Source organism: Amycolatopsis stemonae, from assembly GCF_054781455.1.
Map to the genome: position 1 here is coordinate 87,745 of NZ_BAAGUJ010000010.1, position 24,859 is coordinate 112,603.

A 24,859-nucleotide genomic window follows, 5' to 3' on the forward strand; every position below is an offset into this window, starting at 1 on the left:
TTCGGGTCACCCGATTCCAGGGATGAGGCGCACGAGCAGGTCGATCAGCCAGATCCCGAGGAAGGGGCTGACGATCCCGCCGAGGCCGTAGACGAGCAGGTTGCGGCGCAGCAGGGCCGAGGCCGACGACGGCTTGTACCGCACGCCGCGCAGGGCCAGCGGGATGAGCACGACGATGATCAGCGCGTTGAAGATGACCGCCGACAGGATCGCCGACTTCGGCGTCGCCAGGTGCATGATGTTCAGCGCGCCGAGCTGGGCGAAGATGCCGGTGAACATCGCCGGCAGGATCGCGAAGTACTTCGCGAGGTCGTTGGCGACGCTGAACGTCGTCAGCGCGCCGCGGGTGATCAGCAGCTGCTTGCCGATCTCGACGATCTCGATCAGCTTCGTCGGGTCGCTGTCGAGGTCGACCATGTTGCCGGCCTCCTTCGCGGCCGACGTGCCGGTGTTCATCGCGACGCCGACGTCGGACTGCGCGAGCGCGGGCGCGTCGTTGGTGCCGTCGCCGGTCATCGCGACCAGGCGGCCGCCCTCCTGCTCCTTCTTGATGAGCGCCATCTTGTCTTCGGGCTTGGCCTCGGCGAGGTAGTCGTCGACGCCCGCGTCCTCGGCGATGGCCTTGGCCGTGAGCGGGTTGTCGCCGGTGATCATCACCGTCTTGATGCCCATCGTGCGCAGTTCCCCGAAGCGCTCCTTCATGCCCGGCTTGACGACGTCGGACAGCCGGATCACGCCGCGCACCACGGAGTCCTCGGCGACGACCAGCGGGGTGCCCCCCTGGGCGCTGATCTCGTCGACCACGCGCTCGGTCTCGTCGGGGTAGTCGCCGCCGTTTTCGCGCACCCACGCGCGCACCGCGGACGCGGCGCCCTTGCGGATCCGCCGGTCGCCGACGTCGAGGCCGGACATCCGGGTCTGGGCGGTGAACGGGACGAACTCGCCGCGCACGTCCTGGTCCGCGTACTCCGACGTCAGCTCGACGACGCTGCGGCCTTCGGGGGTCTCGTCGGCGAGGCTCGCCAGGCGCGCGGCCCGGGCCAGCTCGTCCGGGGTGGCCGTGCCGACCGGGATCAGCTCGGTGGCCCGGCGGTTGCCGAAGGTGATGGTGCCGGTCTTGTCGAGCAGCAGTGTCGAGACGTCGCCCGCGGCTTCTACCGCGCGGCCGGACGTCGCGAGGACGTTGCGCTGCACCAGCCGGTCCATGCCCGCGATGCCGATGGCGCTCAGCAGCGCGCCGATCGTCGTCGGGATCAGGCACACGAGCAACGCCGTCAGCACGATCACCGACTGCTCGGACCCGGAGTAGCGGGACATCGGCTGCAGCGCGACGACGGCGAGCAGGAAGATGATCGTCAACGTCGAGAGCAGGATGGTCAGCGCGATCTCGTTCGGCGTCTTCTGCCGCGAAGCGCCTTCCACCAACGCGATCATGCGGTCCACAAAGGACTCGCCCGGCCTGGTCGTGATCTTCACGACGATCCGGTCGCTCAGCACGGTCGTGCCGCCGGTGACGGCGCTGCGGTCGCCGCCGGACTCGCGGATGACCGGCGCGGACTCGCCGGTGATGGCCGACTCGTCGACGGTCGCGATGCCCTCGACGACATCGCCGTCACCCGGGATGACCTGCCCCGCCTCGACGACGACCAGGTCGCCGATCTTCAGCTCGACACCCGGGACCTGCTCCTCGCCGGCGTCGGTGAGCCGGCGGGCGACGGTCTCCTTCTTCGACCGCCGCAGGCTTTCCGCCTGCGCCTTGCCGCGCCCTTCGGCGACGGCCTCGGCGAGGTTCGCGAACAGGACCGTGAACCACAGCCACACGGCGATGAGGATGGTGAAGACGCTCGGGTCGGTGATCGCGAAGACGGTGGTGAGCGCGGAGCCCACCCACACCACGAACATCACCGGGTTGCCGAGCTGGTGCTTCGGGTTGAGCTTCCGGAAGGCGTCCGGCAGCGACGTCCAGAGCTGGCGGGGGCTGAACACCCCGGCGCCGACGCGGCCGGTGGCTTCGGACGGGGGAGTCACCTGGGGTCGTTCTTCGGTGACGGTCATGCGAGTGCCTCCGCGATTGGCCCGAGCGCGAGCGCCGGGATGAACGTGAGGGCCGCGACGAGCACCACCGTGCCGGTGAGCATGGTGGCGAACAGCGGCCCGGTGGTGGGCAGGGTGCCGGCGGTTTCCGGCACCCTGCGCTGCTCGGCCAGGGACCCGGCCAGGCAGAGCACGGCGATGATCGGGACGAACCGGCCGAGCAGCATCGCCACGCCGAACGACGACTGGAACCAGTCGTTCGTCGCGGTCAGGCCGCCGAACGCGCTGCCGTTGTTGTTGCCGGTGGACGCGTAGCCGTAGAGGATTTCGGACAGCCCGTGCGCGCCGCCGTTGCCCAGCGCACCGGCGGTGTCCGGCAGCAGCAACGCGATCCCGGCGCCGAGCAGCACCACCGTGGGCATCGCGAGCATCGAGATGGCCGCTGCCGTGACTTCGCGCTTGCCGAGCTTCTTGCCCAGGTACTCGGGCGTCCGCCCGACCATCAGGCCGGCCAGGAACATCGCGATGATCGCCATCACGAGGATGCCGTAGAGGCCGGTGCCGACGCCGCCCGGCGAGATCTCGCCGTAGAGCATGTTCAGCAGCGGTCCGCCGCCGCCGAGGCTCGACAGGCTGTCGTGGGCGCCGTTGATCGCGCCGGTCGACGTGCCCGTGGTCGTGTCGGCGAAGATCGACGTCAGGCCGATGCCGAACCGCTGCTCCTTGCCCTCCATGCTCGCCCCCGCGGCCAGGGCCGCCGGGTTGCTCGCCTTGGCTTCGGAGAACCAGATGATCACCAGCGAGGCGGCCCACAGCAGGCCCATCACGCCGAGCAGGACGTAGCCCTGCTTGGGCTTGCCGACGAGCTTGCCGAACGCGCGGGTGAGGCTGACCGGGATCACCAGGATCAGGAACAGCTCGATGAGGTTGGTCCAGGCGTTGGGGTTCTCGAAGGGGTGCGCGGAGTTGGCGTTGAGGATGCCACCGCCGTTGGTGCCCAGTTCCTTGATCGCCTCCTGGCTCGCGGCGGGCGCGAGGGCGAGGGTGCTGTGGCTGCCGTCCGGGTTCGTGACGGCGACGCCGGCCTTGAGGCTCTGCACGACGCCCAGGGCCACGAGCACGATCGCGAAGACGAACGCCATCGGCAGCAGCACGCGGATCGTGCCGCGCGTGAGGTCCACCCAGAAGTTGCCGAGCCGGTCGGTCTTCGCGCGGACGAACCCGCGCGTGACGGCGATCGCCACGGCGAGGCCGACGGCGGCCGACAGGAAGTTCTGCACGGTCAGCCCGGCCATCTGCACGAAGTGGCCCATCGTCGTCTCGGGGACGTAGGACTGCCAGTTCGTGTTGGTGACGAACGAGACCGCCGTGTTGAAGGCGACCGCCGGGCTCACCGAGCCGCGCCCCAGGTTCCACGGCAGGAGCGGCTGCAGCCGCTGCAGCAAGTAGAGCAGGACGATCGAGACGAACGAGAAGCCCAGCACGCCCGCGGCGTAGGTCGGCCACCGCTGTTCGGAGTCCGGGTTGACGCGGAAGAGCTTGTACAGGCCCTTCTCGAACTTCAGGTGCTTCTCGGTCGAGAAGACGTGCGCCAGGTAGTCGCCGAGCGGTTTGTAGACCGCGGCGAGGGCGGCGAGGAGGAGGCCGAGCTGGATGAGCCCGGCCGCGGTGTCGGACATCAGAATTTCTCCGGCCGGATCAGCGCGATGAACAGGTAGACGAGAAGGCCCAGCGCCAGCAGTCCGCCGACGACGTTGGCAGGAGTTCCGGCGCCGCTCACAGCTTCTCCAGCCCGCGCAGCGCCAGTGCGAGCACCACGAACACGCCGATCAGCAGGACGGCGTAGAGCAAGTCGGCCACAGGCACCTCTCAAGACGGGTCACCGGGTTCGGTGACCGGACGCGTTCACTGTGCGGCTCCGGGACCCGGTCGCGACCTGCGGCTGATGGTGCCTTGATGCGTTCCTGACACGCGTTTACGGCGTCTTTATGGCCGGTGGCGCCGGTCACGCAAACGTTTGCCGATTAATCACTGTATGCAGTTGGTCAGTGACTCGCGACACACCGCGTGACCGAACAAGTGCGGAAAGTGCAATTCGGGCAGACAAGATCGACAGAGCGTGTTACACCTGTGTTACCGATAGTTGTATTGGCTAAGCAAATTCAGGGAGGGGCAACTATGTGCGGTATCGCCGGCTGGGTTTCCTTCGACGCCGACCTCACCCGCCGCGGCGACGTGGTCGACGCCATGACCGCGACCATGTCCTGCCGCGGCCCGGACGACGAAGGCACCTGGGTGCGCACGCACGTCGCGCTGGGGCACCGGCGCCTGGCCATCATCGACCTTCCCGGCGGGCGGCAGCCGATGTCGGTGCGCACCCCGAACGGCGACGTCGCGATGGTCTACAGCGGTGAGGCGTACAACTTCACCGAGCTGAAGGAAGAGCTGACGAAGCTCGGCCACCAGTGGGAGACCGACAGCGACACCGAGGTCGTCCTGCACGGCTACCTGCAGTGGGGCGACGAGGTCGTCGACCACCTCAACGGCATGTACGCCTTCGCGATCTGGGACGAGCGCGACGACAAGCTCGTCATGATCCGCGACCGGATGGGCATCAAGCCGTTCTACTACTACCCGACCCCCGACGGCGTGCTGTTCGGTTCCGAGCCTAAGGCCATCCTGGCGAACCCGATCTCGAAGAAGGTCGTCGACCTCGACGGCTTCCGCGAGCTGGCCGGCTTCACCAAGCGGCCGGGCTGGTCGCTGTGGAAGGACATGGAAGAGGTCCAGCCGGGCACGCTCGTCACGGTGTCCCGCGAGGGCATCAGGACCCGCACGTACTGGAAGCTCGACGCGAAGCAGCACACCGACGACCAGGAGACCACGGTCGCGCGCGTCCGCGAGCTGATGACGGACATCGTGCACCGCCAGCTCGTCGCGGACGTCCCGCGGTGCGTGCTGCTGTCCGGCGGCCTCGATTCGAGTGCCGTCACCGGGCTCGCCGCCGCGCGGCTGGCCGAGCAGGGCGAGCGGCTGCGGACGTTCTCGGTCGACTTCTTCGGCCAGGAAGAGAACTTCAAGCCGGACGAGATGCGGGACACCGCGGACTCGCCGTTCGTGCGCGACGTCGCGTCCCTGGTCGGCTCGGCGCACAAGGACGTCGTGCTCAACCCGGGCGACCTGACCGACCCCGAGGTCCGGCGCGCGGTGCTGCGGGCACGGGACATCCCGGCCGGGCTCGGCGACATGGACACGTCGCTGTACCTGCTGTTCAAGGCGATCCGCGGCGAGTCGACGGTGGCGCTGTCGGGCGAGTCGGCCGACGAGGTGTTCGGCGGCTACCGCTGGTTCCACGACGAGAAGGCCGTCAACGCGGACACGTTCCCGTGGCTGGCGTTCCGGAACTCGATGATGGACGAGCGGTCGTCGCTCTACACGCCGGAGCTGGTGAAGAACCTCGACGTCGAGTCCTACATCGCCGACCAGTACAAGACCGCGGTCGCGGGCGTCGAGCACCTGGACGGCGAGTCGGAGCGGGAAGCCCGGATGCGGACGATCTGCAACCTGCACCTGACCCGGTTCGTGCGGATGCTGCTCGACCGCAAGGACCGCGCGTCGATGGCGGTGGGCCTGGAGGTCCGCGTGCCGTTCTGCGACCACCGGCTGGTCGAGTACGTCTACAACACGCCGTGGTCGCTGAAGACGTTCGACGGCCGGGAGAAGAGCCTCCTGCGCCACGCGACCAAGCACGTGCTGCCGGACTCGGTGCGCGACCGCGTGAAGAGCCCGTACCCCTCGACGCAGGACCCGGGCTACGCGGCGGCGCTGCAGCAGCAGGTCAAGGAGGTGCTGGCCGAGCCGGGCCACCAGGTGTTCGACCTGGTCGACCGCGCCTGGGCGCACCGCGCGTCCGAAGTGGACTCGGCGACCATGGACCCGGCGATGCGCATCGGCCTGGACCGGCTGCTCGACCTGTACCACTGGATCGACATGTACCGGCCGGAGCTGCAGCTGTCTTGACTTCGAGTGCCCTTGAGGTGTGAGGCTCGGGAGCATGAAGGTGCTCCTGTTCGGCCGCAACCCGGCCACGGTCTCGAGGGTGACGGCGGCGCTGTCCGCGGCGGGTCTCGCCGCGGACGGCGTCGCTTCGGAGGAAGCTGTCCTTTCGCGTTTGGGCTTGGTGGACGCCTTGGTCCTGGGCGCGGGGGTGGCGGGCCCGCTGCGCGAGCGCGTCACGGCGGCGGCCGTGCGGCACGGCGTGCGCTGGGTGCAGGGGCCGCACATCCTGCCGGACCGCGACGCGCTGGAGTACGTCCGGACGGAGATCCTGCCGCGGCTGGCCGGGGCCGGCGAGCGGGGTCAGGCCCGGCTGTAGAGGCGGGTCGCGCCGCCACCGGCCCAGGCGGGTTTCGGGCGTGCCGCGGACGTTGCTCCCGCGCCCTGATCAGCGCCGGACTTCGGTCAGCTTCACCGGCCGCCGTTCGCGGCGGGACACCTCGCAGGCCTCCGCGATGTAGAACGCCTCCAGCGCGTCCGCCGCGACGCACGGCGAAGGCGAACGGCCCGCGACGACGTCCAGGAACGCCCGCAGCTCCGTCGTGTACGCCGGGCGGAACCGCTCCATGAACCCGGGGTACGCCGGGCCGGGCAGCGGCGCGACGCCCGGCTCGACCGACCGCAGCGGGGCGCGGTCGTCCAGGCCGACCACCACGCCGGACACCGAGCCCAGCGCCTCCAGCCGCACGTCGTAGCCCGCGCCGTTGTAGCGGGTCAGGGACACCGTCGCCAGGGTGCCGTCGTCCAGGGTGAGCGTCGCCGCCGCCGTGTCGACGTCGCCCGCGTCGGCGAAGAACCGCTCGCCGCGATTGGCGCCGATCGCGTAGACCTCGTCGATCTCGCGGCCGCTGACCCAGCGGACGACGTCGAAGTCGTGCACGCCGCAGTCGCGGAAGAGCCCGCCCGAGTGCGCGACGTACTCCGCCGGCGGGGGCGCCGGGTCGAACGTCGTCGCGCGCAGCGTGTGCAGCCAGCCCAGCTCGCCGGACGCGACGGCCGCGCGAGCCGCCGCGTAGCCCGCGTCGAACCGGCGCTGGAAGCCGATCTGCACCGGGACGTCCGAGGCGTCGATGCGGTCGATCACGGCCAGGGTGCCGGGGATGTCCGCGGCGACCGGCTTCTCGCAGAACACCGGGATGCCCGCGTCGACCGCCGCGATGATCAGGCCCGGGTGCGCGTCGGTGGCCGCCGTGACGACCAGCCCGTCGAGCCCCGCGGTGAACAGCTCGCCGAGGGAAGTCGTTTCGACGCCCAGCTTCGCGGCGGCGGACGCGGCCCGCGCCGGGTCGACGTCGGCCACGACGACCGACTCGACCTCCTCGAAGCCCTTCAGCGTCTCCGCGTGCGCGGTGCCGATCCGGCCGGTGCCCGCCAGTCCCAACCTCATCGTGGTGCTCCTCCTGTAGCAGAAAACCCGGCGGTGGTCGCGCGGACCACCAGGGACGGGTGCAGCAGGTGCCGGACCGGCTCCGTGCGCTCCCCGCGGACGCGCTCGATCAGCGCTTCGAAGGCCAGCCGGCCCATTTCCGTGCGCGGCTGGTCCACTGTGGTCAGTGACAGGTGCCGCAGCGCCGCGAGCGAGGTGTTGTCGTAGCCGACGACCGAGACGTCCTCGGGCACGCGCAGCCCGGCTTCCTCCAGGGCCGAGATGGCCCCGACGGCGTTGAAGTCGTTGCCCGCCACCAAACCCGTCGGCAGCTCGGCGCGTGAATACGTCGCCAGCAGCTCCCGCACCGACTTCTCGCCCGCGGTGTCGGTGTGCTCGCTGCGCACCACGACCGGCTCGAGGCCGTGGCGCCGCATCGCCGCCTGGAACCCGCGGCGCCGCTGGGCCGCCCCGGCCGCGCCGCCGCCGTCGAGGTGCGCGATGCGCCGGTGCCCCAGGCCGACGAGGTGGTCGACGGCCAGCCCCGACCCCGCCTCGCCGTCGTCGTTCACCGTGTCCACACCGGACGCCCGCGACGTACGGGAAACCAGCACCACCGGGCACTGCCGCGCCGCGGCTTCGATGGCCGACGCGGGCACGACCGGCGAGAGCAGGATGACCCCGGCCGGGCGGAAGGAAAGCAGGCTGCGCAGGGCGTTCCCCTCCCGCGCGGGGCTGCGGCCGCCGGTGTTCAGCACGAGGTCGAAGCCCGCCGCTTGCGCGGCCGCGTCCAATCCCTCGACGACGTCGGCGAAGAAGGCGTTGCGCAGGTCGTTGACCATCACCCCGAGCACCGTCGACGTCCGGCTGGCCAGGGACCGCGCCATGACGTGCGGCTGGTAGCCCAGCTCCTCGGCCGCACGCAGGACGGCCGCGCGGCGGGCGTCGGAGACCTTCGGGGAGTTCCTCATCACCAGGGAGACCAGCGCGCGGGAAACCCCCGCTCGCGCGGCGACGTCCTCCATCGTCGGACGCATGCGGTGCACCTCCCCTGATCACCGGAAACTCGGCCTTGACTTGGTGTGACGGACGCTACAAGATTAGAGCGCTCTAATCAATAGAGCGCTCCAACGGACCACCGGAGGCCCCTTGTGACAGCGACGATCCGCGTGGCGGCCGCCCCGATCTCCTGGGGCGTCTGCGAAGTCCCGGGCTGGGGCCGGGTGCTGGACGCGGCGACCGTGCTCGGCGAGATGGCGGCCCTCGGCGTCCAGGCCACCGAACTGGGCCCGCCCGGGTACCTCCCGCGCGACCCGGCCGAACTGCGGGAGCTGCTCGGGAAGCACGACCTGACGCTCGTCGGCGGCTTCCTCGCCGTCGTGTTGCACGCCGATCAGGACCACGCGCTGAAGGAAGCCGAAGAGTCGGCCGCGCTGTTCGCCGCGTGCGGGGGTGACGTCCTCGTGCTCGCCGCCGCGACCGGGCTCGACGGCTACGACGAACGCCCGAAGCTCACCGACGCCGAATGGGCGACGCTCGTCGACACGGCGGGCAGGATCCGCGACATCGCCGCCCGCCACGGCCTGCGCACCGTGCTGCACCCGCACGTCGGGACGCACGTGGAGCAGCAGGCGGAGGTCGAGCGGTTCCTGCGCGACTCCGATCTCGGCTTGTGCCTGGACACCGGGCACCTGATGATCGGCGGGACGGATCCGGTCGAGCTGGCGAAGCGCTTTCCCGAACGAGTGGGGCACGTGCACTTGAAAGACGTCCGAGAAGACCTGGCGGCCGACGTCCGAAGCGGCCGGCTGGCCTACACCGAAGCGGTCGGACGGGGCATCTACACCCCGCTCGGCGAGGGGGATGTGGACGTGGCGTCGATGGTGCGCTCCGTCCAGGCGGCCGGCTACGACGGCTGGTACGTCCTCGAACAGGACACCGCCCTCGGCGACTCGAGCCCCGACGACGTACCCCGGCGGGACACCGAGCGCAGCCTGGCCCACCTCTCGACGATCATCGACTCCCTGTAATCGGTCCCAAAGGAGTGACTGTGTTCTCCAGCAAAAAGATGGCGGCGAAGTTCTCTGGCAAAAAGATGGCGGCGGCGATCGCCGCCGCCGGGCTCGTACTGGCCGCCTGCAGTGGCCCGAGCGCCGACAACTCGAACAGCTCCAGCTCGAGTTCACCGGCGGCGGCACCGAGTTCCGGTGGTCCGCTCAAGGTCGCCGTGATCACGCACGGCACCGCCGGTGACGCCTTCTGGAACGTCGTGAAGAACGGTGCCGAGCAGGCGGGCAAGGACCTCAACGTCGGCGTCGACTACTTCGCCGACGGCGACCCCGGCAACCAGGCCCGGCTGATCGACAACGCCGTCGCGCAGAAGGTCGGCGGCCTGGTCGTTTCGATGGCGAACCCGCAGGCCCTACAGACGTCGATCCAGAACGCGGTCAAGGCCGGCATCCCGGTGATCACCATCAACTCCGGCGAAGACTCCAGCGCGGCGTTCGGCGCGATCGCGCACGTCGGGCAGAGCGAAGGCCTCGCGGGCCAGGGCGCCGGGCAGCGGCTCAAGGCCGCGGGCAAGACGAAGCTGCTCTGCGTCATCCACGAAGCCGGCAACATCGGCCAGAACCAGCGCTGCGACGGCGCGAAGCAGTCCTTCGGCAACGTCACCACGCTGCAGGTCGACATCTCCAACCCGACCGACGCGCAGGCGCGCATCCGCGGCGCACTGCAGTCCGACCCGTCGATCGACGCGGTGCTGGCGCTGAACTCGCAGGTCGCGGCCCGCGCGGTGAGCGCGGCCAAGGAGGCGAGCTCCAAGGCGCAGGTGGCGACCTTCGACCTCAACGCCGACGTCGTCGCGGCCATCAAGGACGGCAGCATCCTCTTCGCCGTCGACCAGCAGCAGTACGAGCAGGGCTACCTGCCGATCGTGTTCCTCAAGCTGTACAAGGAGAACGGCAACACCATCGGCGGCGGCCATCCGGTGCAGACCGGCCCCGGCTTCGTCGACAAGACCAACATCGACACCGTGGCCCCGTACGCGCAGCGCGGCACCCGCTGATGACCGCGGCGATCCAAGCCCAGCCCGACGAACGCGTGGGGAAGAAGGGCCTGACCGACCGGCTGGTCGTCCGGCCCGAGATCGGCGCGCTGCTCGGCGCCGTGCTCGTCTTCGTCTTCTTCTCCGTGGTCACCGGCCAGTTCCTCAGCCCGCTCGGGGTGGCGACCTGGCTCGACGACTCGGCGACGCTCGGCATCATGGCCGTGGTGGTCGCGCTGCTCATGGTGGGGGGCGAGTTCGACCTTTCGGCGGGCGTGATGACGGCGTCGACGTCGCTGGTCACCGCGACGCTGGCCACGCAGGCGGGCTGGAACGTCTGGGCGGCGCTGGCCGCCTCGCTGGTGTTCGCGCTCTGCGTGGGCGCGTTCAACGGCTGGCTGGTGATGCGCACCGGGCTGCCGAGCTTCATCGTCACGCTGGGGTCGTTCCTGGCCCTGCAGGGGCTGAACCTCGGCGTGACGCGGCTGGTCACCGGCACCGTCCAGGTGTCGGGGATGCGCTCGACGAGCGGCTACGAGTCGGCCGGCGCGCTCTTCGCGTCCACGTTCACCATCGGCGGCACCGAGTTCCAGGCGTCGATCGTGTGGTGGGTGATCGTCACGGCGATCGCGGCGGTGCTGCTCGTGCGCACCCGGTTCGGCAACTGGGTCTTCGCGGTCGGCGGGTCGCAGGTGTCGGCCCGCTCGGTCGGCGTGCCGGTGGTGCGCACGAAGATCCTGCTGTTCATGGGCACCGCGCTCGGCGCGTGGCTGGTCGGCTCGATCAACATCCTGCGGTTCACCAGCGTGCAGGCCAACCAGGGCATCGGGCTGGAGTTCCAGTACATCATCGCGGCGGTGATCGGCGGCTGCCTGCTCACCGGCGGGTTCGGCTCGGCGGTGGGCGCGGCGATCGGCGCGCTGATCTTCGGCATGGCGCGCCAGGGCATCGTGTTCGCGCAGTGGAACAGCGACTGGTTCATGCTGTTCCTCGGCATCATGCTGCTGGCCGCGGTCCTGGTGAACAACGCCTTCCGGCGGCGCGCGGAGAGGGTACGCCGATGAGCTTGATCGAAGTGAAGGACATCGGGAAGACCTACGGCAGCGTGATCGCGCTGCGCGAGGTGTCCACTGTGGTCAACGCGGGCGAGGTGACCTGCGTGCTCGGCGACAACGGCGCCGGGAAGTCCACACTGATCAAGATCCTGGCCGGGGTGCACCAGCACGACCGCGGCGAGTTCCTCGTCGACGGGCAGCCGGTGCGGTTCTCCTCCCCGCGTGAGGCCCTGGACCACGGCATCGCGACCGTGTACCAGGACCTCGCGGTGGTGCCGCTGATGAGCGTCTGGCGGAACTTCTTCCTCGGCTCGGAGCCGACGGCCGGGTTCGGCCCGGTCCGGTTCCTGGACCGGCGCAAGGGCCGCGAGACGACCAAGAAGGCGTTGTCCGACATGGGCATCGACCTGCGCGACGTCGAGCAGCCCGTCGGGACGCTCTCGGGTGGCGAGCGCCAGTGCGTCGCGATCGCGCGGGCGGTGTACTTCGGCGCGAAGGTGCTGATCCTCGACGAGCCGACCGCCGCGCTGGGCGTCAAGCAGGCCGGCGTCGTGCTCAAGTACGTCGCGCAGGCTCGCGACCGCGGGCTCGGCGTCGTGCTGATCACGCACAACCCGCACCACGCCTACCCCGTCGCCGACCGGTTCCTGCTGCTCAAGCGGGGTGCCGCGCTCGGGTCGTACGAGAAGTCCGAGATCGGCATCAACGAGCTGACCCGGCAGATGGCGGGCGGTGCCGAACTGGAAGCCCTCGAACACGAACTGCGCCAGGTGGAAAAGGCGTGAACCTGGAAGCACTGACGATCGGCCGGGTCGGGGTGGACCTCTACCCGGAGCAGAGCGGCGTGCCCCTGGCCGGGGTCAGCACGTTCGCCAAGTCGCTCGGCGGGACCGCGACCAACGTCGCGGTCGCCGCCGCGCGGCTCGGCCGGTCGACCGCGGTCCTCACGAAGGTCGGCCCGGACGGCTTCGGCGACTACGTCCGGCAGGCCCTCGGCGGCTTCGGCGTCTCACCGGCCTTCGTGGGCACGTCGGAAGACCTGCAGACGCCGGTGGTGTTCTGCGAGCTGAACCCGCCCGCGGACCCGCCGCTGCTGTTCTACCGCTCCCCCATCGCGCCCGACCTCACGCTCACCGACGAGGACGTGCCGTGGGACGTCGTCGAGTCGGTGCCGCTGCTGTGGGTCACCGGCACGGGTGTCTCGACCGAGCCCGCCCGGACGACCCAGCGGAAGATCCTCGAAACCCGCGGCCGCCGCGAGCACACCGTCCTGGACCTCGACTACCGGCCGATGTTCTGGCCTTCGGTGGACCAGGCGCGCGAAGAGATCGGCGGGCTGCTCGACCACGTCACGGTCGCGGTCGGCAACCGGACCGAGGCCGAGGTCGCCGTCGGCACCGCCGACCCGGACACCGCCGCGGACCGCATGCTCGAGCGCGGGCTGCGGCTCGCGGTGATCAAGAAGGGCGCGGACGGGGTCCTGGTGGCGACCCCGGACGGGCGCTGGACCGTGCCGCCGCAACGCGTCGAGGTCGTCTGCGGGCTCGGCGCCGGCGACGGTTTCGGCGGCGCCCTGATCCACGGCCTGCTCTCGGGCTGGGACCCGGTGCGCCTCGCCGGGTACGCGAACGCGGCGGGCGCGCTGGTCGCGTCCCGGCTGGCCTGCGCCGACGCGATGCCGACCGCCGAGGAGATCGAGGAGCTGCTGTGATCCGCACGGACGAACGCCGGCGCGAACCGCGCTGCCGCCGCCCGAGGTCGTCCGCACCCCGCTCCCCCGGCCCGACGGAAACGCCCGTGCCGCCGCGAAAGGTCTTGGAGGCCGCGAAGTGAGCAAACTGCACCGCCCGTTCGGGACGCTGTCCGACGACGCCGACCCGGTCCGGCTCACCCCCGACACCGCGGGCTGGACCTACTGCGGCCTGCGGGTGCTGACCCTGGCCCCACGCGAAGTGCGGATCCTGCACACCGGCGAGTTCGAGGCGTTCGTGCTGCCGCTGTCGGGTTCGGCGACGGTCCGTGTCGACGGCCAGGTCTTCGAGCTGCGAGGCCGTGAGTCGGTGTTCACGCGCGTCACGGACTTCGCGTACGTGCCGCGCGACGCCGAAGTCGAGTTGTCGACAGTGGACGGTCTGACGGTCGCGCTGCCGATGGCGCGCTGCACGCGTCGCCTCGAAGCGCGCTACGGCCCGGCCGAGAACGTGCCGGTCGAAGTGCGCGGCGCCGGGCAGGCGACGCGGCAGGTGACCAACTTCGGCGTGCCCGGGGTGTGGGACCACGCCGACAAACTCAACGCGTGCGAGCTGGTCACGCCGGGCGGGAACTGGTCGTCCTACCCGCCGCACAAGCACGACGAAGCGACCGAGTGCGAGGTCGTCAACGAGGAGATCTACTACTTCCGCATCGCGGGCCGCGACGGCGTCACGCCGTCTCGCGAAGGCTTCGGCCTGCACCGCACGTACACGACGGACGGCGACCTGGACGAGGACGTCGCCGTGCGCGACCACGACGTCTTCCTGATCCCGCGCGGTTACCACGGACCGTGCGTGGCCGCGCCGGGCTACCCGATGTACTACCTGAACGTCCTGGCCGGGCCGGCCGGCGAACGCTCGATGGCGTTCTGCGACGACCCCGCGCACGGCTGGGTCCGCGACACGTGGGCCGGCCAGGACCTCGACCCGCGCTGCCCGGTGACGAGCCACGAAGGGCGGGTCCGGTGAAGCTGACGACGGCGCAGGCGCTGGTCCGCTGGCTCCTGGCGCAGCGCTCCGAAACCCTCGACGGCCGCGAAGTCCCGCTGTTCCCGGGGGTGTTCGCGATCTTCGGGCACGGCAACGTCCTCGGCCTCGGCACCGCGCTCGAAGAGCACCGCGGCGAGATCCCCGTGTGGCGCGGGCACACCGAGCAGGGCATGGCCCTCGCGGCGGTCGGCTACGCGAAGGCCACGCACCGGCGGCAGGTCGGCGTCGTGACGACGTCGATCGGGCCGGGCGCGCTGAACACGGTCACCGCGGCCGGGGTCGCGCACGCGAACCGGCTGCCGGTGCTCCTGCTGCCCGGCGACACGTTCGCCGGCCGCGCGCCGGACCCGGTGCTGCAGCAGATCGAGCCGTTCGGCGACGCGACCGCGACGGTGAACGACGCCTTCCGCGCCGTCTCGCGCTACTTCGACCGGATCACCCGGCCCGAGCAGCTGCTCTCGACGTTGCCGCAGGTCGCGCGGGTGCTCACCGACCCGGCCGACGCCGGACCGGTCGTCCTCGCCTTGCCCCAGGACGTCCAGGCGGAGACGTACGACTTCCCGGACGCGCTGTTCGAACCCGTGCTGCACCGGCCGTTGCGGCCGCGCCCGGACCGGCGCTCGGTCACCGAGGCGGCGAGCGTCCTTCGCGCTTCCCGCCGCCCGCTCATGGTGCTCGGCGGCGGCGTCCGGTACTCCGGCGCCGGCCGGCGCGCCCTCGACTTCGCCGAGAGGCACGGCATTCCGCTGGTGGAGACGACCGCGGGTCGCACGCTGGTGCCACACGCGCACCCGTTGCACGCGGGACCGCTGGGCATCACCGGCTCGACGTCGGCGAACGCCGTCGCGGCCGCCGCCGACGTGGTCTTCGCGGTCGGCACACGGTTGCAGGACTTCACGACGGCGTCCTGGACGGTCTTCTCCCCCGACGTCCGGCTGGTCACGCTGAACGCGGCCCGGTTCGACGCGGTCAAGCACGGCGCGCTGGCGGTCGTCGGCGACGCCGACGCGGGCCTGACCGACCTCGCCGCCCAGCTGGAGAGCTGGCGCGTCGACCCGTCGTGGACGTCGCAAGCCTCGGCCGAACGCGCGAAGTGGGACGCGCACATCGACTCGCTGCGTTCCGCAGCCGCCGAAATCCCGTCGTACGCGCAGGTCGTGGGCGTGGTGAACGACCTGTCGGCGGCGGACGACTACGTCATGACGGCGTCCGGCGGCCTGCCGGGCGAGCTGATCGGCGGCTGGCGCGGCTCCGGCTCGCTCTCGATGGACGTCGAGTACGGGTTCTCGTGCATGGGCTACGAGCTGTCCGGCGCGTGGGGCGCGGCGATCGCGCACCCGGGTCTGGTCACGACGCTGCTGGGCGACGGCTCGTACCTGATGCTGAACTCCGAGCTGTTCTCGGCGGCTTTCGCGGGCCACCCGTTCGTCGCGGTCGTGTGCGACAACGACGGCTACGCGGTGATCGCGCGGCTCCAGGAGGGACAGGGCGGGAAGCCGTTCAACAACTTCTACGCCGACTGCACGACTTCGCACGCTTCGCCACCGCGAGTCGACTTCGCACGGCACGCGGAGTCCCTGGGCTGCCTGACGTTCTCGGCATCCACAGTGGACTCGTTGCGCACCTCGTACGCAGCCGCGCGCGAGGCGGCCGTGACCGAGCGCCGTCCGGCGGTGGTCGTGGTGAAGACGCAGCCGTCGTCGTGGACCGAAGCGGGCGCCTGGTGGGAGGTCGGCGTCCCCGAGCACCTCGCCGGGCACGACGAGTACGCGCGCGAAAAGCCCGGGCAGGTGCGCTACCTGCAGCCCTGAAGGACGGCGGCGCGGACGCGGGGCCGCAAGGTGAAGCCGCTCGGCTTGAGCGTCAGCGACTCGGCGATCTCCAGCTCGTACGCCGGGTCGACGTCGAAGTCGTAGCGCTGCAGCACCATGCCGAGCGCCAGCACGGCTTCGTGCAGGGCGAACTGCCGGCCGATGCAGGCGCGCTCGCCCGTCCCGAACGGCTTGTACGCCTGCGCCGGCCGCTTCTTCACCGCGGCGGGCTCGAAGCGGTCCGGGTCGAACCGCTCGGGGTCCGGCCAGACCGCGGGATCGCGGTGCACCAGCGGGAGCGGCACGAGCACCCAATCGCCCTTGGCCATGGGGTACTTCCCGCCGAGCACGACGTCTTCGCGCGCTTCGCGGGCGTAGCCGGGCGCGGTCGGCCAGAGCCGCATCGCCTCGTCGAGGCAGCGACGCACGTAACGCAGCTTCGCGACGTCCCCGAAGGCGGGCTCGCGGTCGCCCCACACCGCGTCGACCTCGGCGCGTGCCTTCGCGAGCAGCTCGGGATGGCGCGTCAGGTAGTACAACGCGAACGACAGCGCGCCGGACGTCGTCTCGTGGCCGGCGACGACGAACGTGATGGCCTGGTTGCGGATGTTCACCGGGTCGAGGCGCTCGCCCGTGGCCGGGTGGCCTTCGGTGAGCATCAGGCCGAGCAGGTCGCGGCTCTCCCCGCCGTCTTCGCGGCGGGCTTGGATGACCTCGTCGACCAGGTTCGTCATGGTCGCGAGGTCGGCCCGGTTCTGCTCGGCCGTGCCGGCGAACGCGCGCCGCACGAACGGCAGCTTGACGTTCTGCATCTGCGCGTACCGCAGCGCGCGGAGCATCGCCGTGACGAACGGGTGCGGCTCGGCGCGTTCGAACGAGCCGAAGCGGTAGCCGAACCCGGCGAGGCCGATCGTCTCGAGGGTCAGCCGGGTCATGTCGGCGGAGACGTCGACCGGCCCGGTCGCGGCGTCCCAGCTCGCGACGAGCTCGCGGGCGACGTCCAGCATGACCGGGTGGTAGCGGCGCATCGCCTCGGCCGAGAAGGCCGGCTGCAGGATGTCGTGCGCGAGCCGCCAGTTCGGTTCGTGGGTGTGGGCGGTGAACAGGCCGTCGCCGGCGAGCGCGCGCAGGTTTTCGATGCCCATGCCGACGTGCTTGCCGAACTTGGTCTCGTCGTTCAGCTGCGTGACGAGGTCGACCCCGCCGGCGAAGACGATCTCGAAGCCGAAGATCTTGCGCGTGAAGATCGGGCCGATCCGCTTGCCGATGCGCAGGGTGTCCTGCAGCGGCGTGCGCGGGTTGGCGCCGATGAGGTCGCCGATCACCGGCAACCGGCCCGGCCGGTGCGGAATCCCGGTGGTGTCCACGACGTACCCCCTATTGAACCCGGATCCAATAGGGTCACGATCCCCCGCTGCTGAACCCGTGTCAAGTAAGGTCGGGGGATGCGGACGAGGCTGAGCACCGAACAGCGGCGCGAGCAACTCCTGACGATCGGGGCCGGGTTGTTCGCGCAGCGGCCGTACGACGAGGTGTGGATCGAAGAGGTCGCCGAGATCGCGCAGGTCTCGCGCGGCCTGCTGTACCACTACTTCCCCACCAAGAAGGACTTCTTCGCCTCGATCGTCCGCGCCCAGCGCGACCAGCTCCTGGCGATGAGCGAGCCCGACCCGGCGCTGCCCGTCGCCGAGCAGCTCAGCCGGGGGCTGGACGTCTACCTCGAGTTCGCCCGCACCCACCCGGACGGCTACCGGGTCGTGCACCGCGCCGCGGGCGACGCCGACCGCGAGATCCGGGAGATCCGCGAGGCCGGGAAGGCCGCGAACGCCGCCCGCATCCTCGACGCCGTGAGCCCGCTGACCCCGGTCACCGAGGTGACGCGGCTGGCCGTCCGCGGCTGGCTCGCGTTCGTCGCGACGACCATCCTCGAGTGGCTCGACCAGCCGAAAGTCACCCAGGAGGAGCTGCGCGACCTGTGCGTGCGGACGTTGTTCGCGGCGGTCGGCGTCACCCCGTGACGGCCGGCGAGGCGGCGCCGTCGGCCAGCTTCCGCGGCGCGCCGGAGCCGTCCGCCGGGATCGCCCAGACGGCGTTGTCCCGGCCGTAGAGCACGGTGTGGTCGTCCTGCCACAGCGCCTGGTCGTCGACGCTGCCCTGTTCGGCCAGCGCGGTCTCCTCCATGCTCTTCAGGTCCAGCACGGACAGCCGCCAGACGCCTTCGCCGACCTTCTTCTTGAACGCGACCCGCGTGCCGTCCGGGGACAGCGACGGGCATTCGACGTTCTCCCTGAGGACCTTCCCGCGGTAACGCGCGTAGTCGGCTTCGACGAGGTAGGTCTTTCCCTTGCTGCCGAGGGTGGCGTAGAAGCGGTTGCCGTCCGGGGCGAAGGTGATGCCCCAGTAGTTGACGTCCGCGGCGAAATACCGCTTGCCGTCGAGGAAGACCGGCAGCTCCTCGATCGTCTTGACCAGGCGTCCGGTGTCCACTTCGTACAGTCCTGCGCGCGTCGAGAACCCCGTCTGCGCGTAGGAGTCGCCGGTGACGAACAACGTCCAGTAGACGCGCTTGCCGTCCGGGGAGACCCGGGCGCGGCTCGGCGTCCCCGGCAGGGTTTCGGTGTGGCGGACGTCGAGGTGGTCGTCGAGGACGAGGACGTCGGTCACGGCCGGGAGCGTGCCCGGCTGCACCGCGAGGCACACCGCGGTCTGCTTCGCGACCGCGAACCGGTCGCACTTCAGGCCGCTCAGCCGGCGTTTTCCCTGGTTCTCGACGCCGACGCGGCCGGTGGCCGTGTCGCGGAAGAACAGTTGTCCGGGGCTCAGCGTGAGCTGCGCGGCAGGTTCGGCGGCGGCGGTGTCGTGGCGGGCGCTGACGGTGTACGTGACGGCCGCGGCCACCAGGAGGACCGTGCCGGTGACGGCGAGGACGAGTTTCTTCACGGGCGCACCGGTTTCACGAGAGCGGCGGCGAGGGCGACGGCGGCCAGGCAGCCCGCGGCGACGAGCACCGCGGGCCGCAGGTCCCAGACCGTCCACGCCAGTCCGAAGAGGACGGACGAGAGCATGCGCGCGCCCGCCTGCCCGGTCTGCACGACCGCCATCCCGGTGGCGCGCAGGCCGGCCGGGATGAGCGGGCCGGCGGCGGCCATGAGGACGCCGTCGGTGGCCGCGTAGAACACGCCGTGCAGGCCGAGCGCGACGACCGCGAAGGGCAGCGCGGCCGGGCCGCAGAGCAGCAGCAGGGCCAGGCACAGCGCGACGTGCCCGCCGAGGAACACCGGCCAGCGGCCGACGCGGTCGGCGAGCTTGCCCAGCGGCACGGCCAGCACCAGGTAGACGCCGGCCGTGCCGAGCGGCAGCAGCGGGAAGAACGTCGCCGCGATCTCCCAGCGCCGCTGCAGGACGAGGTAGACGAAGGAGTCGCCGACCGTCACCAGGCCGAGCAGCGCGGCCCAGAGCGTCACGCGCCGGAAGTCGCGCTGTTTCAGCAGCCCGAACGCGGCCCGCGCGGAGACGGCCGCGCGTTCGACCGATCCGGCGTGGTCTTTCACGAACAAAGCCAGCAGCAGCACGGCGATCGCCGCGACGCAGAAGCTGGTGAAGAACACGCTCGTGTAGCTGCCGAGGCTCAGCGCGAGCACCGCCATGGCCACCAGCGGGCCGAGGAACGCGCCGACCGTGTCGAGCGCGCGGTGCACGCCGAACGACCGGCCGAGCGCGCCGGGCTCGCTGCTGAGCGAGATCAGGGCGTCGCGCGGGGCGGTGCGCAGGCCCTTGCCGGTGCGGTCGGCGGCGAGGACGACGCCGATCGCGGCGACCGACGAGCCGGCCGCGATCAGCCCGAGCTTGGCCACCGCGGACAAGCCGTACCCGAACCCGGCGACAGCCTTGAGCCGCCGCCACCGGTCGGCCAGGTGCCCGCCGAGCACCCGCACGAGGGCCGTGGCGCCGGCGTAGAGCCCGTCGAGCAGCCCGAACTGCAGCGGGTTCAGGCCGAGGCCGAGCACCAGGTAGAGCGGGAGGACGGCGGTGACCATCTCCGAGGAGACGTCGGTGACCAGGCTGACCATGCCGAGCGCCACGACGTTGGCGGAAACCCGCTTCAACGCGGGCTTCCGGTCTTCGCCCGCCGCCAGGTCCGAGGTACGGCTTGCCGCGATGTACATGCCGGCTCCTAGTGGCAGATGTAGGTCGGGCTGCTGTCGAGGACCTTGCCGTCGACGCCGAGGAGCTGCGTCTGGAACGACGTGTCGGTCATCGAAAGCTTGAGGACGCCGTAGGTCTTGAGCAGCTTGGCCGTCGTCGGGTGCGCGGCGTGGATGTCGTACAGGCTCGCGCCGCCGCTGCCGCCGACGATCTCGACCGGGCCGTTCGCGTCGGCCTTGCCGTCGGCGTTCTGCGGGAGGAACCGCTCGTAGTCGTGGTCGTGCCCGTTGAGGACGAGGTCGACCTTGTTGGCCACCATCAGGTTCCACAGCTCGATGCTGTCGGGGTTGTCACCGTGGTCGCCGGAACTCCACCGCGGGTGGTGGTAGTACGCGGCGACACAGCCCTTCTTGTTGTTCGCCAGGTCCTGCTTCAGCCACGCCAGCTGCTCGCTCGGGCCGAACTCGTGGGTGGCGAAGTCGTTGGAGTCCAGGGCGATGAAGTGCCAGTTGCCCATTTCCCAGCTGTAGTAGCGCTGGCCCTGCGGCTTGGCGATGGCGCCGAAGTAGTCGTCGTACCCCTGGTAGGGCGTGTCGTCGTAGGTTTCGTGGTTGCCCGGGATCGGGTGGGTGATGTTCTTGAACCTGCCCCACGTCTTGTCGTAGTAGGACTTGAAGTCCGCCAGGTGGGCGTCGTCGTACTGGTTGTCGCCCATGGTGATCACGGCCGCGGGGTTCATGGTCTCGACGAGCTTGGCGGTCTTGACGTGGGCGCAGCTCGAACTGCTCGAGGTGCAGCGTTCGGCGATGTCCCCCGCCGCGGCGAGGACGAAGCCGCTCGCGCTGCCGGCCTGGGTCTTCACGGTGATCGGGGCGCTGGCGCCCGAGGCGTTCCCGGCGGCGTCCCGCGCGCGGACCGCGTACGTGTAGCTCGTGTCGGGCGTGAGGCCGGTGTCGGTGTAGGACGTGGTCGTGCTGGTCGCGACGGGCGTGCCGTTGCGCAGGATGTCGTACCCGACGACACCGACGTTGTCCGTCGCGGCGCTCCACGTCAGGGCCGCGCTGGTGGCGGTGGTCGCACCGGCGGTGAGACCGGCCGGGGTGGTCGGGGGCTGGGTGTCGCCGGAGGAGTCCGTGCTGCCGAAGACCTGCATCTCCCAGAAGGAGTAGCCGTAGTTCGTGGCGCGCGTGACGCCGACGAAGCGCACGTACCGGCCGTGCGCGTTCAGGGTCAGGTCGTCGGTTTTGCCGTCACCGTTGTCGACGGTGGCGGCGGGGGTGAACTGCGTGCCGTCGTCGGAGACCTCGATGCGGTACTTCTTGGCGTAGGCGGCTTCCCAGGTGAGGACCACCCGGTGGACGGCGGCGGACTGGCCGAGATCGATCCGCAGCCACTGCGGATCGGCGCCTTCGGCGCTGGCCCACCGGGTGGCGGCATTGCCGTCGACGGCTTTGGCACCGGCGTAGGACGAGCTCTCGACGGTCGAGGTGGCGACCGGTTTTCCTTGCGAGAGCAGGACATCGGCTGGGGCATCGGCGGTACTGGCCGCGGCGATCGCGGAGGGCAGCAGGGTGATCGCCGCGATCACGGGCGTGAGCCGGGTGAATGTGCGTAGGCGGGTCGACGGCACGTCGCGCTCCTTCTGGGCCTGGCGGAGGGCTGGGTGGGCTGCGGCGTTGGTGAACGGGAGTTGAACTGTTAGGAAAGTTTCCTAACTACTGGAAGAGTAGCGATGATCGGATTCGACTGACAAGACGTGTCCGGCCCTTGAATCGGTCAAGAGAGTGAGTTTCACCGGGTTTCCCCAGCTCAGAACCGTTCTCACTCAGCGGCGCACTGCCCCGCCGCCCGGGATCGCCCGGCGGAACCCTCCGACCTTTCCCGTTCTGTCGGTGGTCGCCGGTAGCATGGGAACCGGGGGCAGCGCCCATCGCTTCCCGTTGTCGCACAACAAAAATCGGGCCCCGCGCTTCACCCGATCCGGTGATGATCTTTCGCACAGTTGTTCGGTAGCTTCGGATGTATGACCGACTCAGCTCAGCAGCTTCCGGATCTCCGACACCGCGGCGCGCCCCGCCCGGTTGGCCCCGACTGTGCTCGCCGAAGGCCCGTACCCGACCAGATGCAGCCGCGGCTCGCGCACCACGCGCGTGCCGTCCACCCGGATCCCGCCACCCGGCTCGCGCACGTGCAACGGCGCGAGGTGCTCGATCGCGGCCCGGAAACCCGTCGCCCAGAGGATGACGTCGGCGTCGAACCGCGAGCCGTCGGCCCAGACGACCCCGCCGGGCGTGATGCGCTCGAACATCGGCCGCCGGTCGAGGATCCCGGCAGCGCGCGCGGCCCGCACCTCCGGCGTCACGGCGAGGTCGGTCACGCTGACGACACTTTCGGGCGGCAGCCCGGCTCGCACACGTTCGTCGACCTTCGCGACGGCGTGGCGTCCCCAGTCCTCGCTGAAGGGTTCGTCGCGCCACACGGGCGGACGCCGAGTCACCCACGCCGTCGCGCGGGCGAGAGGAGCGAACTCCATGAGGAGCTGAACGGCTGAAGCCCCGCCCCCGACCACGACGACCCGCCGGCCGCGGAAGTCCTCCGGCCCGGTGTAGTCGGCCGTGTGCAGCTGCCGGCCGGCGAACGTCTCCTGGCCGGGGTAGTGCGGCCAGAACGGCCGGTCCCAGGTCCCGGTCGCACTGATCACGGCCCGCGCCGCCCACGACTCGGCCGGGCTCGAAACCAGCAACCGCTCCCCCGCACGCGTCACGGACTGGACGTCGACGGGCCGGAAAACCGGGAGGTCATAGACGCTTTCAAAGCGCGCGAAGTACTCCGAGACGACTTCGGAAGCCGGACGCGTCACGTCCGGGCTGCCGAAGGCCATGCCCGGCAGGTCGTAGATGCCGTGCACTTTGCCGAGCACCAGCGACGGCCACCGGTACTGCCACGCACCCCCGGCCCGCTTGCCGTGATCGAGCACGACGAACCCGGAGCCATTGCCAAACCCGGCCCGGCGCAGGTGGTAGGCCGCCGAGAGCCCCGCCTGCCCGGCACCGATCACCACCACATCGGTCTCGTGATCCGCACCGCCCATGACGAGTCCAACGGCCCACAGCCGAGGGTATTTCGCGCCGTACATCACACGGCTCAGCCCTGGCGTCGCCATCCACCCGGCGTTGCCACCCCGCCTGGCGTCACCACCCGCCTGGCCTCGCCAACCCACCCGGCGTCGCCACCCACCCGGCGTCGCCAGCCCACCTGGCGTTACTACCCACCCGGCGTCGCCAACCCACCCGGCGTCGGCAACCCACTCGGCGTCACCAACCTGCCACGCCTCTCACACCGCCACGCGATTCCGCCCGGCCTCCTTGGCGCGGTACAAAGCGGCATCGGCGGCCCGCAGAACGTCATCCAGCGCCGGCCCGGCGTCCGGGTACTGCGCGACCCCGATGGACACCGACAGGCCGCTCACCCGGACGGTGCCGCTGCCCGTCGAGATCACGACGTTCAGCTCCCCCACCGCCACCCGCACGCGCTCGGCGATCCCGAGCACGTCGGCACGACCGATCCCCGGCAGCAGCACGACGAACTCCTCGCCGCCGAACCGCCCGACCGTGTCGCCCTGGCGCACCGAGCCGGAGATCGCGACCGCGACCGCAGCCAGGACGTCGTCGCCGGTCAGGTGGCCGTAGGTGTCGTTGATGCGCTTGAAGTGGTCGAGATCGATCATCAGCACCGCGAAGCCGCTGCCGGTGGCACCCCGGCGCAGGACACGGGCGTGCTCGCGGACCGCGGACTCGTGCCAGCCGGCAGTGTTGAGCAGCCCGGTCTTCTCGTCGGTGACGGCCGTGACCTGCAGCTGTTGCTTCAGCAGCAGGTAGCGGTGCAGGAGCAGCAGGGGCGCGACGACGAACACCACGAGCACCGGCTGTTCGACGAGCGCCAGCGCGGCGAGGCCACCGAGGCAGAGCGTCGCCAGCTCGAACGCGTTGTCCTCCCAGGTGCCGATCAGGTCCGCGGCCGAACGCTGGCTCGTGTAGAGGTAGATCCCGGCGGCGACGAGACCGACGTTGACCAGCTCGAACACCGCGGCGGCCAGGCAGAGCGCGACCAACCCGCGCGCGGTCTGCATCTGAGAGCCGTGCAGCCCCGAGACCGCGAGCACGGACGAAGCGGCGAAGCACGAGAGCATCGCCCAAGCCGTGCTCGCGACGAAGCGGTGCGCGGGCCGCGTCCGGACCTGACGCCACACGCGCACCCACAGGTGGGTGTAGAGCACGACGGCGAGCAGCGCGACCCAGGCGGGCGGCAGCAGGACGACGCCCGCGAGGTACCAGACGGAGGTGACGTTGATGTGCGTCTGCCCGCTCATCCACCGGCGCAGCCGCTCGATCCGGCGCGACATCTCGGCCTGGGCCACGCCGAGCGCGACGAGCACGGCGAACCACACCAGCCGCACGGGCCCGCCGAACCCGGTGACGAGCGCGGTCCCGGTGGCGAGGACGGCGACGAGTTCACAGCCGAGGGCGTAGGTGATCCAGCGGTTCTTGGCGCCGCCCCACATTTCCCAGCGCGCGGGCCAGCCCGGCCAGGCGGAAAGCGCTTCC

General features: G+C 70.8%; 21 protein-coding genes. 10 read left to right on the forward strand and 11 right to left on the reverse strand.

Annotated features, from left to right (window positions below; all coding sequences use genetic code 11):
* Nucleotides 1–6: 6 nt before the first annotated feature.
* From kdpB to kdpF, 3 genes are read right to left on the reverse strand one after another with little or no spacing between them, the layout of a single operon-like run.
* The gene (gene kdpB / locus ACYVLJ_RS32235; RefSeq protein ID WP_460441507.1) at nucleotides 7–2,055 is read right to left on the reverse strand and encodes a potassium-transporting ATPase subunit KdpB; all 2,049 of its coding nucleotides are present in this window, start codon (nucleotides 2,053–2,055) and stop codon (nucleotides 7–9) included.
* Nucleotides 2,052–3,713 (reverse strand): potassium-transporting ATPase subunit KdpA, encoded by a 1,662-nt coding sequence (gene kdpA / locus ACYVLJ_RS32240; RefSeq protein WP_460441508.1) that lies wholly within the window; start codon nucleotides 3,711–3,713, stop codon nucleotides 2,052–2,054. Before kdpA ends, kdpB begins: the two co-directional genes overlap by 4 nt.
* Nucleotides 3,713–3,814, reverse strand: coding sequence for a K(+)-transporting ATPase subunit F (gene kdpF / locus ACYVLJ_RS32245; RefSeq protein ID WP_451974764.1), 102 nt, complete (start codon nucleotides 3,812–3,814; stop codon nucleotides 3,713–3,715). Before kdpF ends, kdpA begins: the two co-directional genes overlap by 1 nt.
* A 398-nt stretch (nucleotides 3,815–4,212) precedes the next feature.
* Between kdpF and asnB the strand changes: the two genes are divergently transcribed.
* Both asnB and ACYVLJ_RS32255 read left to right on the forward strand, forming a co-directional pair.
* A complete protein-coding gene (gene asnB, locus ACYVLJ_RS32250; protein WP_460441509.1) occupies nucleotides 4,213–6,054 on the forward strand; it encodes an asparagine synthetase B family protein in 1,842 nt (613 codons plus the stop codon).
* Nucleotides 6,055–6,088: 34 nt separating this feature from the next.
* Complete coding sequence (locus tag ACYVLJ_RS32255; protein ID WP_451974768.1) at nucleotides 6,089–6,409, forward strand: hypothetical protein; 321 nt, start codon at nucleotides 6,089–6,091, stop codon at nucleotides 6,407–6,409.
* A 69-nt stretch (nucleotides 6,410–6,478) separates the two neighbouring features.
* Here the strand turns inward: ACYVLJ_RS32255 and ACYVLJ_RS32260 are convergent, their stop codons facing one another.
* Both ACYVLJ_RS32260 and ACYVLJ_RS32265 read right to left on the reverse strand, forming a co-directional pair.
* Nucleotides 6,479–7,477, reverse strand: a complete 999-nt coding sequence (locus ACYVLJ_RS32260; protein WP_451974770.1) for a Gfo/Idh/MocA family protein — start codon at nucleotides 7,475–7,477, stop codon at nucleotides 6,479–6,481.
* Nucleotides 7,474–8,493: a LacI family DNA-binding transcriptional regulator gene (locus ACYVLJ_RS32265; protein ID WP_460441510.1), complete on the reverse strand. Its 1,020-nt coding sequence runs from the start codon at nucleotides 8,491–8,493 to the stop codon at nucleotides 7,474–7,476. The genes ACYVLJ_RS32260 and ACYVLJ_RS32265 overlap by 4 nt, the downstream gene beginning before the upstream one ends.
* Nucleotides 8,494–8,607: 114 nt before the next feature.
* Between ACYVLJ_RS32265 and ACYVLJ_RS32270 the strand changes: the two genes are divergently transcribed.
* From ACYVLJ_RS32270 to iolD, 7 genes are all read left to right on the forward strand, one after another.
* On the forward strand, nucleotides 8,608–9,486 hold the full coding sequence (locus tag ACYVLJ_RS32270) for a TIM barrel protein (protein ID WP_451974774.1): 879 nt from the start codon (nucleotides 8,608–8,610) through the stop codon (nucleotides 9,484–9,486).
* A 38-nt stretch (nucleotides 9,487–9,524) separates the two neighbouring features.
* Nucleotides 9,525–10,523, forward strand: a complete 999-nt coding sequence (locus tag ACYVLJ_RS32275; RefSeq protein ID WP_460441619.1) for a sugar ABC transporter substrate-binding protein — start codon at nucleotides 9,525–9,527, stop codon at nucleotides 10,521–10,523.
* Nucleotides 10,523–11,566 carry an ABC transporter permease gene (locus ACYVLJ_RS32280; protein ID WP_451974776.1) on the forward strand — a complete coding sequence of 348 codons (1,044 nt, stop codon included), beginning with the start codon at nucleotides 10,523–10,525 and terminating at the stop codon, nucleotides 11,564–11,566. The genes ACYVLJ_RS32275 and ACYVLJ_RS32280 overlap by 1 nt, the downstream gene beginning before the upstream one ends.
* Nucleotides 11,563–12,342 (forward strand): sugar ABC transporter ATP-binding protein, encoded by a 780-nt coding sequence (locus tag ACYVLJ_RS32285; protein WP_460441511.1) that lies wholly within the window; start codon nucleotides 11,563–11,565, stop codon nucleotides 12,340–12,342. The genes ACYVLJ_RS32280 and ACYVLJ_RS32285 overlap by 4 nt, the downstream gene beginning before the upstream one ends.
* Nucleotides 12,339–13,268: a carbohydrate kinase family protein gene (gene iolC, locus ACYVLJ_RS32290; RefSeq protein WP_460441512.1), complete on the forward strand. Its 930-nt coding sequence runs from the start codon at nucleotides 12,339–12,341 to the stop codon at nucleotides 13,266–13,268. The genes ACYVLJ_RS32285 and iolC overlap by 4 nt, the downstream gene beginning before the upstream one ends.
* Before the next feature lie 118 nt (nucleotides 13,269–13,386).
* Nucleotides 13,387–14,277, forward strand: coding sequence for a 5-deoxy-glucuronate isomerase (iolB, locus tag ACYVLJ_RS32295; RefSeq protein WP_451975187.1), 891 nt, complete (start codon nucleotides 13,387–13,389; stop codon nucleotides 14,275–14,277).
* A complete protein-coding gene (gene iolD, locus ACYVLJ_RS32300; RefSeq protein ID WP_460441513.1) occupies nucleotides 14,274–16,109 on the forward strand; it encodes a 3D-(3,5/4)-trihydroxycyclohexane-1,2-dione acylhydrolase (decyclizing) in 1,836 nt (611 codons plus the stop codon). Before iolB ends, iolD begins: the two co-directional genes overlap by 4 nt.
* Here the strand turns inward: iolD and ACYVLJ_RS32305 are convergent.
* Nucleotides 16,094–17,476: a cytochrome P450 gene (locus tag ACYVLJ_RS32305; protein WP_460441514.1), complete on the reverse strand. Its 1,383-nt coding sequence runs from the start codon at nucleotides 17,474–17,476 to the stop codon at nucleotides 16,094–16,096. The genes iolD and ACYVLJ_RS32305 overlap by 16 nt on opposite strands.
* Nucleotides 17,477–17,554: 78 nt before the next feature.
* On the opposite strand from ACYVLJ_RS32305, the gene ACYVLJ_RS32310 reads away from it, so the two are divergent.
* Nucleotides 17,555–18,127, forward strand: coding sequence for a TetR/AcrR family transcriptional regulator (locus tag ACYVLJ_RS32310; RefSeq protein ID WP_451974786.1), 573 nt, complete (start codon nucleotides 17,555–17,557; stop codon nucleotides 18,125–18,127).
* Here the strand turns inward: ACYVLJ_RS32310 and ACYVLJ_RS32315 are convergent.
* The 5 genes from ACYVLJ_RS32315 to ACYVLJ_RS32335 form a co-directional block, all read right to left on the reverse strand.
* The gene (locus ACYVLJ_RS32315) at nucleotides 18,117–19,049 is read right to left on the reverse strand and encodes a TolB family protein (protein WP_460441515.1); all 933 of its coding nucleotides are present in this window, start codon (nucleotides 19,047–19,049) and stop codon (nucleotides 18,117–18,119) included. The two genes, ACYVLJ_RS32310 and ACYVLJ_RS32315, sit on opposite strands and share 11 nt — an antisense overlap.
* Entirely contained in the window at nucleotides 19,046–20,275 is a 1,230-nt protein-coding gene (locus ACYVLJ_RS32320; protein ID WP_460441516.1) for an MFS transporter, read from the reverse strand. The genes ACYVLJ_RS32315 and ACYVLJ_RS32320 overlap by 4 nt, the downstream gene beginning before the upstream one ends.
* Nucleotides 20,276–20,283: 8 nt before the next feature.
* Complete coding sequence (locus ACYVLJ_RS32325; protein ID WP_460441620.1) at nucleotides 20,284–21,843, reverse strand: discoidin domain-containing protein; 1,560 nt, start codon at nucleotides 21,841–21,843, stop codon at nucleotides 20,284–20,286.
* A gap of 444 nt (nucleotides 21,844–22,287) precedes the next feature.
* Entirely contained in the window at nucleotides 22,288–23,346 is a 1,059-nt protein-coding gene (locus ACYVLJ_RS32330; protein WP_460441517.1) for an NAD(P)-binding domain-containing protein, read from the reverse strand.
* A 243-nt stretch (nucleotides 23,347–23,589) separates the two neighbouring features.
* Entirely contained in the window at nucleotides 23,590–24,816 is a 1,227-nt protein-coding gene (locus ACYVLJ_RS32335; RefSeq protein ID WP_460441621.1) for a GGDEF domain-containing protein, read from the reverse strand.
* Nucleotides 24,817–24,859 lie beyond the last annotated feature (43 nt).

What these genes read in the sequence shown, in the direction of transcription:
- kdpB (WP_460441507.1), bottom strand. Translation starts at nt 2,055, where the DNA reads ATGACCGTCACCGAAGAACGACCCCAGGTGACTCCCCCGTCCGAAGCC.
- kdpA (WP_460441508.1), bottom strand. Translation starts at nt 3,713, where the DNA reads ATGTCCGACACCGCGGCCGGGCTCATCCAGCTCGGCCTCCTCCTCGCC.
- asnB (WP_460441509.1), top strand. Translation starts at nt 4,213, where the DNA reads ATGTGCGGTATCGCCGGCTGGGTTTCCTTCGACGCCGACCTCACCCGC.
- ACYVLJ_RS32255 (WP_451974768.1), top strand. Translation starts at nt 6,089, where the DNA reads ATGAAGGTGCTCCTGTTCGGCCGCAACCCGGCCACGGTCTCGAGGGTG.
- ACYVLJ_RS32260 (WP_451974770.1), bottom strand. Translation starts at nt 7,477, where the DNA reads ATGAGGTTGGGACTGGCGGGCACCGGCCGGATCGGCACCGCGCACGCG.
- ACYVLJ_RS32265 (WP_460441510.1), bottom strand. Translation starts at nt 8,493, where the DNA reads ATGCGTCCGACGATGGAGGACGTCGCCGCGCGAGCGGGGGTTTCCCGC.
- ACYVLJ_RS32275 (WP_460441619.1), top strand. Translation starts at nt 9,525, where the DNA reads ATGGCGGCGAAGTTCTCTGGCAAAAAGATGGCGGCGGCGATCGCCGCC.
- ACYVLJ_RS32280 (WP_451974776.1), top strand. Translation starts at nt 10,523, where the DNA reads ATGACCGCGGCGATCCAAGCCCAGCCCGACGAACGCGTGGGGAAGAAG.
- ACYVLJ_RS32285 (WP_460441511.1), top strand. Translation starts at nt 11,563, where the DNA reads ATGAGCTTGATCGAAGTGAAGGACATCGGGAAGACCTACGGCAGCGTG.
- ACYVLJ_RS32310 (WP_451974786.1), top strand. Translation starts at nt 17,555, where the DNA reads ATGCGGACGAGGCTGAGCACCGAACAGCGGCGCGAGCAACTCCTGACG.
- ACYVLJ_RS32320 (WP_460441516.1), bottom strand. Translation starts at nt 20,275, where the DNA reads ATGTACATCGCGGCAAGCCGTACCTCGGACCTGGCGGCGGGCGAAGAC.
- ACYVLJ_RS32330 (WP_460441517.1), bottom strand. Translation starts at nt 23,346, where the DNA reads ATGGGCGGTGCGGATCACGAGACCGATGTGGTGGTGATCGGTGCCGGG.
- ACYVLJ_RS32335 (WP_460441621.1), bottom strand. Translation starts at nt 24,816, where the DNA reads ATGTGGGGCGGCGCCAAGAACCGCTGGATCACCTACGCCCTCGGCTGT.